This window comes from Dielma fastidiosa (assembly GCF_003475485.1).
GTDB lineage: Bacteria > Bacillota_I > Bacilli_A > Erysipelotrichales > Erysipelotrichaceae > Dielma > Dielma fastidiosa.
In genome coordinates this window covers 131400-146258 of record NZ_QRQL01000004.1, presented here as the reverse complement: position 1 = coordinate 146258, position 14859 = coordinate 131400, and the positions used below count along the sequence as shown (strand labels likewise).

12 protein-coding genes are annotated in these 14859 nt (G+C 38.2%); all 12 read right to left on the bottom strand.

The window, feature by feature from the left end; genetic code table 11:
• Positions 1-1086: a chorismate synthase gene (gene aroC / locus DWZ33_RS10245; RefSeq protein ID WP_118454750.1), complete on the bottom strand. Its 1086-nt coding sequence runs from the start codon at positions 1084-1086 to the stop codon at positions 1-3.
• Between the two features lie 9 nt (positions 1087-1095).
• Positions 1096-2115: a 3-dehydroquinate synthase gene (aroB, locus tag DWZ33_RS10240; protein ID WP_022938768.1), complete on the bottom strand. Its 1020-nt coding sequence runs from the start codon at positions 2113-2115 to the stop codon at positions 1096-1098.
• A gap of 623 nt (positions 2116-2738) precedes the next feature.
• Positions 2739-4190, bottom strand: coding sequence for a glycoside hydrolase family 1 protein (locus tag DWZ33_RS10235; RefSeq protein ID WP_118454749.1), 1452 nt, complete (start codon positions 4188-4190; stop codon positions 2739-2741).
• 1 nt (position 4191) lies between these two features.
• The gene (locus DWZ33_RS10230) at positions 4192-5598 is read right to left on the bottom strand and encodes a PTS transporter subunit EIIC (protein ID WP_118454748.1); all 1407 of its coding nucleotides are present in this window, start codon (positions 5596-5598) and stop codon (positions 4192-4194) included.
• 74 nt (positions 5599-5672) lie between these two features.
• Positions 5673-6500: a PRD domain-containing protein gene (locus DWZ33_RS10225; protein WP_182425650.1), complete on the bottom strand. Its 828-nt coding sequence runs from the start codon at positions 6498-6500 to the stop codon at positions 5673-5675.
• A 319-nt stretch (positions 6501-6819) separates the two neighbouring features.
• Complete coding sequence (locus DWZ33_RS10220; RefSeq protein WP_118454746.1) at positions 6820-8229, bottom strand: glycoside hydrolase family 1 protein; 1410 nt, start codon at positions 8227-8229, stop codon at positions 6820-6822.
• 1 nt (position 8230) lies between these two features.
• On the bottom strand, positions 8231-10087 hold the full coding sequence (locus tag DWZ33_RS10215) for a beta-glucoside-specific PTS transporter subunit IIABC (RefSeq protein WP_118454745.1): 1857 nt from the start codon (positions 10085-10087) through the stop codon (positions 8231-8233).
• Between the two features lie 13 nt (positions 10088-10100).
• Complete coding sequence (gene licT, locus DWZ33_RS10210) at positions 10101-10934, bottom strand: BglG family transcription antiterminator LicT (protein WP_118454744.1); 834 nt, start codon at positions 10932-10934, stop codon at positions 10101-10103.
• A gap of 184 nt (positions 10935-11118) precedes the next feature.
• Positions 11119-11751, bottom strand: coding sequence for an epoxyqueuosine reductase QueH (locus DWZ33_RS10205; protein WP_118454743.1), 633 nt, complete (start codon positions 11749-11751; stop codon positions 11119-11121).
• Positions 11751-12773: a tRNA preQ1(34) S-adenosylmethionine ribosyltransferase-isomerase QueA gene (gene queA / locus DWZ33_RS10200; RefSeq protein ID WP_022938773.1), complete on the bottom strand. Its 1023-nt coding sequence runs from the start codon at positions 12771-12773 to the stop codon at positions 11751-11753. The genes DWZ33_RS10205 and queA overlap by 1 nt, the downstream gene beginning before the upstream one ends.
• A 1-nt stretch (position 12774) precedes the next feature.
• Complete coding sequence (gene tgt / locus DWZ33_RS10195; protein WP_022938774.1) at positions 12775-13914, bottom strand: tRNA guanosine(34) transglycosylase Tgt; 1140 nt, start codon at positions 13912-13914, stop codon at positions 12775-12777.
• A 140-nt stretch (positions 13915-14054) separates the two neighbouring features.
• Positions 14055-14273 (bottom strand): PBECR4 domain-containing protein, encoded by a 219-nt coding sequence (locus DWZ33_RS10190; protein WP_147352885.1) that lies wholly within the window; start codon positions 14271-14273, stop codon positions 14055-14057.
• Between the last annotated feature and the right edge of the window lie 586 nt (positions 14274-14859).

Genomic DNA, 14859 nt, shown 5'->3' with positions numbered 1-14859 from the left:
TCAATCCCTCATCCATTTACCGCCATAGGCTTCAACACATAAATCAAGCAGGCATAAAGCGGTCACTGCATCAACTACGACCCTTGCTCGATGGAAGATTGCTGGATCATGGCGTCCTTTCAATTCCAATATGGTTTCCTTTTTCTCATTGTAATCTACCGTCTGCTGCGGCTTAAAGATGCTTGGTGTAGGTTTAATTACCGTTCTGAATAAGATTGGCATACCATTTGCGATACCGCCGTTGATACCGCCATTGTTATTGGTTTTTGAAACGATCTTATCACCGCTCATCAGCCATGCATCATTTGCTTCACTGCCATAATGATTGACAAAATCAAAGCCCATTCCGAATTCAACGCCCTTAACTGCCGGCACTGAGAATAGATATGCGCTTAAATTGCTCTCAATTGAATGAAAATAAGGCTCGCCGATGCCGGCTGGTACATTCAGAATCATTGTTTCAAGAATGCCGCCAACACTGTCCTTTTGAGCTGCCGCTGCTTCTATCAGTTTGATCATTGCACTTTGAGCATCATTGTCCAACACCGCAAAGTCCATGGCTGATAAAGCTTTTAAATCCGCGTTCAGATCATCAAATTCACGGTCATGAATATCCATGCACTGCTTAATATGGGTACCAATTAGAATGCCTTTTTTTTCAAGAATCTGTTGGGCAATCGCCCCTGCCGCTACCAACGGAGCAGTGATTCGACCTGAGAAATGACCGCCGCCTCGGTAATCCTGACAGCCGTGATATTTCACATAGGCCGTGTAATCAGCATGTGAAGGTCTCAGCAGCTGAGGTGTATAATCTCTTGACTGCTGTTCCTTATTCATAATTTGAATATGCAGCGGTGTACCGGTTGTACAGCCATTAAAGAAACCGCTGGTTATATGAAACAAATCCTCCTCATGACGCTGTGTTGATATCTTTCCCTTAGCCCGGCGTTTATCAAGCTGTGCCTGTACCGCATCAAGATCAAGCTTAATACCAGCTTCTAAACCGTCAATGACCACACCGATTGATTCACCGTGGCTTTCACCATAAAGTGAAATCGTAATATTTTTACCGATTGTACTTTTCATGAAAACCTCCTATAAGTATTTTCTTAATGTTTCAATATCAACATCAATTAACTGCGCATGGCCAATTTCTTCAACCTGAACGATGGTAACCTTTTTGCCATCGGCTTTTTTATCATTGAATATTAAATGAATCACTTCATCCGGATCATAAGCCGCATCAATCGGCAGATTCATTTTAGTTAATATCGCCTGTAGACGCTGTTTAATTTCCTCATTCTCGATAATTTTCATCATTCCAATGCTGACACATTCTCCATGATAATAATCATGAAGGTGGTATAGACTCTCAACCGCATGACCAATGGTATGACCAAAATTTAATATTTTACGAAGATTGGCTTCCTTTTCATCAGCCTCAACCACTTTCTTCTTGACGATTAAGGAGCGGGTAATGATCTCCTCAAGAACCTCATCCGGTTCATTATTCTGGAAATCGGCGTCATGCTTCTCAAAAAGCTCAAACAATTCAGGATCAGCAATTAAGCCTTCCTTGACCGCTTCCGCCAGACCGTTATAGTAATGCCGGCGCGGCAGTGTTTTTAGGGTTGTTAAGTCGACAATTACCACTTCCGGGTGGTAAAAGGTTCCCAATACATTTTTTACTTCATCAAGATTGATTGCGACCTTGCCGCCGATGCTGGAATCAATCTGTGACAGTGTTGTGGTTGGAATTGAAGAAAAATGGATGCCTCTTTTAAAGGTAGCCGCTACAAATCCGCTTAAGTCTCCGATGACACCGCCGCCCAGTGCAAGTATTAAATCATTTCTTGAGAAGTTCAATTCCAGAAGCTTCATGCAGATCTGCTGATAAACACGAACGCTTTTTGCCCCCTCACCCTGCTCAGTAATAAACAAATGACCGTTAGGGCATTGTGACAGAACAAGCTGCTGATATTCAGCGGGAACTCCCTCATCAGTGATAATCATAACCTTGCGGTTCAGATCAATATAATCTGCCAGCCGTGTTATCGCGTTTCTGACAATAACAATACGGCTGCTTGCTTCACTTAAGTTAACTGATAATTCCATATTCTGATCTCCTTTTCTAATAAAAAAAGCATCCGTCTTACCAGAATGCTTTGTTATGCCCCTCTTTTGATTAAAAGTCAAAATGACCAATCGTATTTCGAATTGGTTTATCGGGGCCTAGCAATAAAAGTAAAAGACTGACGCTTTATTTAACATTGTTTTCATGCTTCAAGTTTAAAACAAATTAAAATGAATTGCAAGTAAAAAATGAAAGAATTTCACTATTCCATGAAAATTCATATCAACACTGTTACATTTATCAGCTATCAGAAAAACATTTATTTTGAAACAGACCTATGATAAACTAAAGCAACCTTTCTATTATCTTCTGTATATCATTCCTATTAACCAAAATCAAAAATATTTCATTTTTGGTCAATAGAAACATCTTTTATAAATAAGGTTCTCATTAATCCACGATTTACTATATTCTTGAAAACATATTGAGATACTAAACTCTTTAATTTGAAAGATGAACGTTATTATATTCATGGTTGAACATATTGTACGTTCTTTTAAAGTATTACACTGAGCGATAATACAGAAATACATAGCCTTAAACAAAAAAAGAGTTTACTGAGGTTCTAAAACTCAATTAACTCTTTCATTGTTATAACAGTTTATTAATCTAAATCTTTACCATTTGATGCAATTACTTTTTTATACCAGTAAAAACTATCTTTTCTATAACGATTATATGTGCCATTGCCTTCATCATCTGCATCAACATAAACAAAACCATATCGTTTAGTCATCTGACAATCACCGCAGCTCACAAGATCAATACAACCCCAAGGCGTATATCCAATTACGTCACAACCATCACCAATAGCCTCTTTTATTGCTTCAATGTGAGCCTTTAAATAAGCAATGCGATAATCATCGTGAATCTTACCATCTGCCGTCAATTCATCATGAGCACCCAAACCATTTTCAACAATAAAGATTGGAACATTATAACGATCATGCATATCATTCAAGGTAATTCTCAAACCAGTTGGATCGATTCCCCAACCCCAATCACTAATTTTATTATATGGATTAGTAAGATTGCGCACAAAAGCACCAATCGGTTCTGCTTTATCTGGATCTGCACTAATTACTGAAGTATGATAATAACTGATTGCAGCAAAATCTACTGTTCCATTCTTTAAAATTTCTTCATAGTTAGGATACCAAGTAAGCTCAATATTATTTTTACGATAATAATTTAAAATTGAAGTAGGGTAGGTTCCTTTTACTTGAATATCAGTTGGAAAATAATTAAACTGATTCTGCTGTTGAGTTGCCAATACATCTGCTGAATTGCAAGTGTATGGATAATTCTGCATTCTTGCAATCATATTACCAATTTTGCCTGATTTCGCATGTTCATGGAAATACTTAACAGTTAAGGCACTAGCAATCAGCTGATGATGCAATGCTTGATGTATGCATGTTTCTTTTGGCAGATTTGATTTTTCTACAAACATTCCACCGCCTAGATAAGAGGAATTCATTACCATATTAATCTCATTAAAAGTAATCCAATATGCTACTTCATCTTGATATTCATCAATTATAAATTTAGTATAGTTCAGGAAGTAATCGATTATTTTAGGACTTTCCCAACCATTAATAGTTTCTGTCAGATATACCGGAATATCATAATGAATCATGGTTACCAATGGTTTTATGCCATACTTTTTGCATTCTTGAAATACTTGATGATAGAATTTAACACCGTCTTCACAAGGCTCTTGTTCCAATCCAGTAGGAAACAGCCGACTCCAGCTAATACTCATGCGGAATGTTTTAAAACCCATTTCGCCAAGTAAAGCAATATCTTCCTTGTAACGATGATAGAAATCAGACCCTCTGCGGAATGCGAAGTTATAGTCATCTTCGTGCTTTTTATGATCTTCGAACATTTCTAATGTTACATTGATCGGAAAAACTTTTTCATTATCTGCTTTTTTTACTCTGCGAATATAATCCATATGTGACAAACCTCTGCCACCTTCTGTTGCGCCGCCTTCATATTGTGATGCGGATACTGCTCCGCCCCATAAAAAATCTTTTGCAAATTCTGTCATTTTATTTTTCCTCCTGTTCATTTTGTGGTTTAAATAACATCATTGTTGCAATAAAAGCAACAATCATACCAATACAAATACCAATAATTGCATTCATCAGGTTGCCAGCATATGCTCCCTCTCCCACATATCCTGCTAAAGCAAATATATTAGGAGGAAGAAATGACATAGCGCCGACATTTGTAAAACCAAAATATAAGCCGCCTGCTGCGGCGCCAATCATAGCACCCCACATTGGTGTTTTAAAACGTAAAGTTACTCCATACATGCCTGGTTCTGAGATACCAGGAATAATACTAGAAAATGCGCTCGAGAAAGCTAGTGATTTCAATTCTGTCGTCTTCGCTTTGAATCCCACCGCAAGACATGCAGCGCCTTGAGTAAAATTAGAAATTAAGAAGGCAGGCATCATTAATTTATCCATACCAGTAGCAGCAATTGTAGCAATTGAAATTGGTACTGTTCCAACATGCATTCCCAGCATAACAATCCATGGAATAATGGCACAGAAAACCGCTACAGCAAGCAAGCCAAACACATTGTAGAACCATGTCAATGCGCTTGCAAAGCCATCAGAGAACATTGCCCCAAGTGGAGCTAACAGACAGAATGTTAAGGGTATCATAATCAAAATCGTGAATACTGGTTCGATTAAAGAACGCAGCGATTTTGGTGAGTATTTGGAGATAAATTTTTCTACATAGCTCATAACCCAGACTGACAGGATAACCGGAACTACCGTACTACTGTATCCTGCGGAGTAAATCGGCAAACCAAACACACTCATTGATGCGCCTTCGCCAACCATTGATACAAAGGTTGGATGAATCAGCGCAGCACCAATCATACCCCCTAATGCGACATTAGCACCAAACTTTTTAGCAGCAAATCCACCAAGAATTACCGGTAAAAAATAGAAGGCAGCATCAGCGACAAAGGTTAAAGTAATGCAGGTAGGTGAATCAGCCCCCACTAAACCGAATTGTTGAATAATTAATACAATCGCTTTTAAAAGACCAGAAGCTACAAGCATTGGCAATATAGGCACCATACAGCCAACTATACCATCAACAATAGCTGACAGCACACCCTTCACTGAATGAGTTTTTTTCTTTAAATCATCAGTATCTAATCTCTCTTCAATTACATCATTACGCTTTGCACCGGAAACTTTAATAAACGCTTCATAAACTTCCTGAACTTCATTTCCAATAACAATTTGAAGCTGCTCTCCTGAGAATTGCGCTCCAATTACATTTAATTTCTTTAATTCCTCTAAATTTACCAATCCGACATCTTTAAAGTTGATTCTTAATCTCGTATAACAATGCATCACATTGACGACATTGTCACTGCCGCCAATGAGCTCTAATATTTGTTTGGCAAGTGAATCATAGTTCTTCGCCATAAATCAATTCCTCCTTTTATGTTTACTTCATATATGGAAAGCATAATCTCGGCCGTTGATCATGCGAAATCCCTTTATTCACTCTGTTCTCTTGCACATAAACGATTGATATGCAGCATCAGATACAGCATTTCCTCATCATTTAATTCAATTTGTAATTTATTTTTAAATATTCCATTAATATTCAATGCACAGCAATAGGCACTCGGATACTCTTTTTTTATTGATTCAAACATAGTCTTATTCTTACTATTAATTTGATCATTTTTTAATAATCTTTTTAAAAGATAGTCAATATGTGTAGCAAATCTTGAAAAGTTGAAATTCTTTCGATCTATTTTAATACCATATTCATTTTGAATTATCGTCAAACATTCAGTAATAATATCTTCACTATAATTCGGCGCAGAACTTGTGGTTTGAATACGATTATTAATAAAATGTAAAGCAATCATACTTGCTTCATTTTGTTCTAGTTCATATCCTGTTTCTTCTTGAATAATCTTTAACGCTCGATAAGCCTCTTCCATTTCATCAGGATATAATTGTTTTACATCCTCCTGAACTGAAATTCCTATCCTCATGTTCTTCTCAAGCCTTTGTATAGCAAAATTAATATGATCTGCTAATGATAGAGCTGCCGTAGACATTAAAGTAACATTCAAATGTGCTTCAACCTCATCCACAATCCTAATCGCAGCTTGAATAATAGAAATCGGAATCTCTTTAATTACTGAAAAATCAGTATCTTTAATGTTATAAAAAGTCCGATCAATTTTACTTAATGGAAGTTCATACGGTGGTTTTACAAAACCGATTCCCTTGCCAAATACAATAACTTCACGTCCTTTGCTATCTAAACATAAAGAAACATTATTATTGATATTTTTTACTACCTTCATGAATTCCATCCCCTTTCTATGTGAAATCTTTTATTAAAAACAAAAAAATTCTCCTTAGCAACCTAAAACATATGAAAATATCCATATATTCAAGGACAAGCTTCAGAGAATTCTGAATCACAAACCTTTAACTTGATTTTATTATAATGTAAACCCTTACGATTGTCAAATAGAATTTGATTTTCTCAATGAAAATATTACCCAGCTCATAACAGGATGAGATTTCTATTCTCATCAGCTGCTAATGGATAATGCTGTTATCCATAATTATGAATAACAGACAATATTTTAGAAAGATTTGGAATGTACTTCATTTAGCTTATTCAATCAAACTTTCACCATTTGTCGCGATGACATTCTTATACCAGTCAAAGCTTTTTTTCTTATAGCGCTGCATACTGCCGATGCCGTCGTTATCTAAATCTACATAGATAAAACCATATCTTTTCTTCATTTCAGCCGTAGAACAGGATACTAAATCGATACATCCCCAAGCTGTATAGCCAAGTACATCCACACCATCTTTGATAGCTTCACTAACTTGAATCAAATGATCATTCATATATTGAATGCGATAATCATCTTCAACGGTATAGCTGCCATCTGCCTGCATGATCAATTCATCATTCGCTCCTAAACCGTTCTCAACAATAAATAAAGGCTTTTGATATCGATCATAAAAACGGTTAAGCGTATAGCGCAGCCCCTGCGGATCTATCTGCCAGCCCCATTCACTTACCTTTGAATATGGGTTGCGTTTTAAGTTGGTAGTCATATTGCTGCCGGTTGGTTCACCTTTGGTTGGGTCCGCACTGGCACAGTTGCTTGAATAATAACTAAATGATACAAAGTCAACCACATTTTTCAAATCCTCTTTATCCTGATTTGTAATGTTTAAATGAATATTGTTCTCTTCAAAAATACGCTTTGCATAAGCCGGATATTCACCTCTGACCTGCACATCCGCAAATAAGTAGGTATTTCTTTCAAGCTTCATTACCTCGATAATATCATCAGGATTAGGTGTCAGCGGATAAATTGTCACAGCCAGAATCATACATCCGATCATTGCTTGCGGCATTAATTCATGCGCCAGCTTTACCGCTCTTGCACTCGCCACTAATTCATGATGAATTGCCTGATAAAGATCCTGCTGAGTCAGCTGTTCCTTCGGTGTCAGTATAGCGCCGCTCATAAACGGCTGATGAATTATCGAATTAATTTCATTAAAGGTTATCCAATATTTAACCTTTTTCTTATAACGTTCAAATAATGTCCTGCAGTATTTGACATATAAATCAATCAGCCGACGGTCTGCCCAGCCGTTATATTTTTTAGCAAGTGCGAGCGGTGTTTCATAATGAGAAATAGTTACCAATGGTTCAATACCATATTTCAAGCATTCATCGATTACTTCATCATAGAAACGCAGTCCGGCTTCATTTGGCTGTTCCTCTTCACCAGTTGGATAAATTCTTGACCAAGCTATTGAAAATCGATAGACTTTAAAGCCCATTTCCGCAAATAAGTGAATATCTTCTTTAAAGCGATGATAATAATCGATGCCCTTAAGCTTTAGGTTATCTGCTGTCGGCTCATCGGTAATCAGTTTAAAGCCCTTTGGCAGTACATCCTGAATTGATAAGCCTTTTCCATCCTCATTATAAGCACCTTCGCATTGATTGGCCGCTGTTGCGCCGCCCCATAAGAATTTTTCTGGAAACCGCATATTACACCTCCTTCAAGATCATTACCGTATCATCGACGGTGACCGCTTTATTCTTCTCGCAAGTAAATTCATATTGATCATAATTTGCGACTACCATCGGTGTTACCACATCATAACCCTCGTTTTTGATCGCAGTTATGTCAAATTCCATCAACAAATCTCCTGCTTTTACATGATCACCATCTTTAACCAAAACATTGAAGTATTTTCCATCAAGCTTTACCGTATCTAAACCGACATGTAGAATCAAATCCGCTCCCTCTTCAGAAGTCATCGTAATTGCATGTTTAGTCGCAAAGACTGTCTTGACAGTACCGTCAGCCGGCGCATATAATTTACCCTCATCAGGCAGTATAGCGATTCCTTTACCTATTAATTCATTCGCAAAAGTAGGATCATTCACTTCATTTAAGGCAATACATTTACCTTTCAGCGGTGAATGCAGGACTGATTGTCTGCTTGCTGATTGTACTGCGGTTTCTTTCTTTGTCTCCATATCTTTATCTTTAAATAACACAAATGATACAATGAAACTAACTGCAAATGCTATCGCCGCACCGGCACATGCCAGATAAAAATTTGACATGGGCGCATCAATACCGATATAGCTAGGTAATGTAAGCAGACCTGGTGAACCGCCTGAGAAATTCTTAATGTTTAATAGTCCCATAAATAAGCCGCCGGCACAGCCGCCTGCCATTGCCGCAATCAGGTTTGTACGGATCTTCATAGTAACACCAAACAATACTGGTTCAGTAATGCCGCAGACAGCAGTAATACCGGTTGCTGATGTCAGCTGTTTCAATTCTGAATTCTTTGTTTTCACAGATACGGCTAAAGCAGCGGCTCCCTGAGCAACATTGCTTGCCAGCTGACCTGGATATATGATTGTATCAAAACCCATAGTCATACGATTATTAATACCGATTGGCGTAATTGCATGATGTGTGCCCGTCATAACTAAGAATGGCAGGAAAGTTCCCATCAGCGTTGGAACGAGCCAGCCAGCATAGCTGTTAAGAGTATTGATACCGGCAGCAATAAAGGTACTGATAATATAGCCTAAAGGACCTAACACAACCAAGGTAGCAATACCGGTAATCAAAATCGTGATTAATGGTCCTGTGAAGTATTTAATCGCTTTAGGTGATATCTTATCCGCAAAAGGCTCAACGACGGACATCAGCCATACACCTAAAATAATGGGAATTACTGATGAGGTATAAGAAGCGTTATAAATTGGCAGACCAAAGACTGTAATAGCTTCACCAACTTCTTTTGAGGTCGCTACCATACTTATAAAGTTAGGATGAATCAGCATAGCACCCAGCATCATTGCCAGATATTGATTGCAGCCAAACTTCTTTGCCGCTGAGTTAGCGAGTAACACCGGCAGGAAATAGAAGGTAGCATCTGCCATGAAGTTAATCACCTGATAGGTAGAAGCCTGATTATCTACCCACTTAAATGCAACTAATAATGCCAGCACAGCCTTAAGCATACCGGCAGCCGTCAGCGGTGGCAGGATAGGTGTAAAAATGCCAGCTATCGTATCGATAATATTATTAATTTTATTACCATTTTTCTTTTCTGGTTTCTTATCCATTTCATTCAGATCAATCATTTTGATTAAATGCTGATACACCTGTGGGACATCTGAACCAATAATAACCTGATATTGTCCTCCTTTTGATACAACACCGACAACCCCTTCAGTATTTTTCAGTGCTTCAGTATCTGCTGTTGCTTCATCAATAAGATTAAAACGCAGACGGGTAGCACAATGACCCACATGGGATATATTTTTTTCACCGCCAACATGCTTCAGTATAATGCTGGCTATTTTATCATAATCCATTTTAATTCTCCTTTTATTTGTTGTTTAATATACGTTTTATGTGAATCGCTAAATAAAGTAATTCAGTATCTGGAATATTAATTCCTTTCTGCTGGAGGAAATAACGTTTAATCTTCCCGCAGCATTTGAACTCTTCATTAAAGTGATCCTTTAAAGTTTCATATAGTTTTTCATCTTCCGCAAATGCCTGATTCTTTAAAACTCTTTCAATAAAGAATTTTAGGTGAACCATAAACCGATCAAAAGCCAAAGAATTCTCATCAAGATTAATCTGAAAGTGGAACTTAATGATTGAAAGAATTGCTTGAATCATTGTAACAGTTTCACTTACATAGCTTGAATCCTCCACATTCACACTGGCTTCTACAAGATGGATTGCAATATAACCGGCTTCATCTTCAGGCAGTTCAACACCTAACTCACGCTTAATAATGGCCAATGACTCAAGTCCGATGCTGTACTCACTGTGGTAATATTTCTTTATTTCCCATAAGAGTGCGTTTTTAAGCGGCATGCCTTTTTCCATTCTTTCTAGCGCAAAACTGATATGGTCAGTAATTGAAATATAGATGTTATCACTTAACTCCTTATCTAATGTCTGTTTGGCATAATCAATAATGAGATTAGCGATACGAACATGTTCCTGAGGTATTTCAAGCAGCAGATCACTCAGCTTCTGAGCTGTGTTTTCATCTGTGATACGATATATCTTTTCGACCATCGACATATCGATCTCATCGTCTGCTTTTTTCTTATAACCCAGTCCACATCCCATAATAAGTACTTCATTGCCCTTTTCGTCAAAAGAACGCACCAGATTGTTGTTAATGACCTTATTTACTTTCATAGGTTCCTCCCTGCTACAAAAAAAAGCTACACCACAACATAAAAAACCTAAAAAGTTTCTTATGTGGTATAGCCTGCATTACCAGTAACAATCCATCTTTATGAATAAAGATTAGCACGTTTATTATTGCTTGTCAACGCTTACAAAAAATAAAATTTAACAATACTTGTCTAAAAAGCCTTATTTAATCATTCCCGTGTCTTTTCTCATAAGAGAACTTACATCCGCAGTAATCCTGCCGATACAGATTATTCTCTCTTGACAGCTCCAGTCCGCGGTCAATCCCGCGCTTCTTTTTAAAATCTGAATAAAAATACTTCACATTAGGATATTTTACTGACAGCTTACGGCCTACATCATTCAATATCTGACTGTTTTTCTGCCGTGATATCGTCATTACGGTTGTGAAATAGTCAAACGCATACTCACTTGCATAAGCATAAGCTTCATTCATTCTTAACGTATAACACATAACACAGCGGCTGCCGCCCTCCGGTTCATCCTTCAAAACAGCAATCTTTTCAGTATAAGCCTCACCCATATAAGGCGGTACAATCAGCTTTACCTCATAACCGGTCTTTTCCCGCCAAGTATTCAAATACTGGCGTAGTTCCTGCAGACGGCGCGCATATTCATTTTCCGGATAAATATTGGAATTATTATAATAAATAGTGATATCAAAATAAGGACATAAGAACTCAAGCGGGAAGGCACTGCATGGCGCACAGCATGCGTGCAGCAGCAGTTTTGGATGCAAGTTATCCCGCTTTATAGCTTCAAGTTCATCAACGCTCTGCTGATAATAATTAATTTTCATTATTCAATAAACATACTGTCACCAAAGGAGAAGAAACGATATTTCTCATCAATGGCTTCTTGGTATGCTTTCATAATTAATTCTTTGCTTGCCAGCGCACTTACCAGCATAACCAGTGTGGACTTTGGCAAATGGAAATTAGTAATCAGCGCGTCGATGGCTTTGAACTCATAACCGGGATAAATGAAAATATCAGTCTCTTCAGCACATGCCTGAAATTGTCCATATTTCTGCATGATAGCCTCAAGTGTACGGCAGCTTGTCGTACCGATTGCGATGATTCTTCTGCCCTCTGACTTCGCTTGATTTAAACGCTGTGCAGTATCCGCATCCATCATATAAAATTCTGAATGCATGTGATGCTCCAGCACATCTTCCGTATCCATTGGCCGGAAAGTACCAAGCCCAACATGCAGTGTAACATCTTCAACCTCAACACCCATCGCTTTAATTTTCGCAAACAGCGCGTCAGTGAAATGCAGCCCAGCCGTCGGCGCCGCAGCGGAGCCTTTAACCTTGGCATAAACGGTCTGATAACGTTCAGGATCTTCAAGCTTCTCCTTGATATAAGGTGGCAGCGGTACATTACCGAGATGGTCAAGAATCTCATAGAAGATTCCCTCATAAATCATTTTAAAGGTACGCAGACCTTTTTCACCGATACCAATACATTCTGCCTTTAACTCACCCTCGCCAAAGCTGATCACCGTACCCATTTTCACAACACGGGCATTGCCGACCAAGCACTCCCAAACATCGCCTTCCTGCTTCAAAAGCAATAGTTCAACATGAGCATTTGTCTCTTCTTTAGTCCCAAATAAACGAGCGGGAATAACACGGGTATTATTGCGCACCAAGACATCTCCGGGTTTCAGATAGTCACATAAATCATAGAAATGACGATGTTCAATCTCACCGGTTGAACGATGCAGAACTAAAAGACGCGATTCGCTCCGTTCCTTTAAAGGCGTCTGAGCAATCAGTTCCTCAGGCAGATCAAAATCAAATTCACTTGTTTTCATATTAGAATCCCCTCGAATCTACACTGTTTAAACCATATTTTTTAAACATTTCATCTTTAAAATCACCGAAGCGGTCTTCTTTGATCGCTTTGCGGGCATCTTCACTCAATTTAAGCAGGAAACGCAGATTATGAATTGACATCAGCCGCGCGCCTAAGCCTTCATTGCATTTATTCAAATGGCGAAGATAAGCCTTCGTATAATTGCGGCATGTCGGGCAGTCGCATTCCGGATCAAGCGGTGTAAAATCACGCTCATATTCTTTCCGTTTGATATTCACTCGGCCCTGTGAAGTCATTAATGTACCATGACGGGCGATACGCGTCGGCAGCACACAGTCAAACATATCAACGTTGCGGGCAATACCCTCTAAAATCGCGTCGACAGAACCAACGCCCATCAAATAACGCGGTTTCTCCCAAGGCAGATATTTAACACTGTAATCAATCATCTTATACATCGTTTCCTTTGATTCGCCAACCGACGTACCGCCGATTGAATAACCGGGGAAATCCATCTCCGCCAATGTTTCAGCGCATAATTTACGCAGATCTTCAAATTCACCGCCCTGCACAATTCCAAACAATGCCTGTTCCTCAGGACGCTGATGCGCCTCTTTACCGCGTTTTGCCCAACGCAGTGTACGTTCAACGCTGTTCTTCATATAATCATAAGTTGATGGATATGGCGCGCATTCATCAAAACTCATGATGAAATCAGCACCGATTTTATTTTGAATCTGAATTGATTTTTCAGGACTTAAAAACAAAGTTGAACCATCCAGATGACTCTTAAAAGTTACCCCTTCTTCGTGTATCTTTCTTGAATCCGCAAGCGAGAACACCTGAAAACCACCGCTGTCAGTAAGCATCGGCCCGTTATAATTCATAAATTTCTGAACACCGCCGGCTTCCGCCACAATATCCTCACCAGGACGCAGCCATAGGTGATATGTATTAGACAAAATCACACCGGCACCAATTGCCTTTAATTCTTCCGGAGATACATATTTTACTGTTGCCAATGTTCCTACCGGCATGAACATCGGTGTTTCTACATCACCATGCGGAGTATGCAGGATACCGCAGCGGGCACCTGACTGTTTACATACATGGGTTATTTCAAATTTTATAGCACTCATATTTTTCACCATTTATTATTTTATCACAAACCAGACTATGAACACAAACATTCAATCCAATATTACTTCAATTCGTAAAGTAACTTAATGAGATATATTCTCTTTAAGTTCAAAATAAATGGGGCTGTGACAGATAAGCCCTAATCTACATAAATCTTTTGGTTTATTGGGAGTGAATTTAAAAAATCTTTAGGATTTAATTTTGTACTAATTCCTGTTAAATGTTTAAATTCATCTTTTTCAAAAATAATTTCTATATACTGATTATTGTTATAAACATATAAATATGTTTTTCCAATTAAATTATTATATATTAACGAAGCTTGATGTGCTTCTTCTATAATATCTGTTATATTCATTTTAGTATTTACCCCACATTTTATCAATGACACCCAGCTGCCTTTCTCGCGGCGCTGTTCCTTCCTGTATTTCAATGTCACTACTTTCTACCTGTCGGTATTGGAGTCGCACCCGAGCACTTTACTTCTAATAGTTAATCTACTTTCTTTTCGGCCACAAAAAAAGCAGGTACTCTCCTCAATGATAATCCTGCATTTTAATTCATGGTCATAATAGGTCTTATCAACCGTTTTTATATAGGCATGGTCACACACCTCATCACCTTCCTTCAAGGTAAAGAAAAACACCGCCTAATTGAACGGTGTTTAGATGAATAAGGTATTTGGTGGAAGTGCCAATTCCACATTTCTTTTGACCTTACGGTGCGTAGCAGCACATTCTCTACTTCAAATACCTATTCCTATCCTATACATATTATAGCCATTTTATTCTTTTTTATAAAGTAACTTATGCTTGTCGATAAGTTTAATAACCTTCCTATCATTCTAAGAAAAAAGCAGTATTCAAAAAACGTGAAAATCGAAAGTTTCTCAAGGGAAGACTCTTCCAAGATTATAAGATATATATCGAGGAAAATGAAACAGC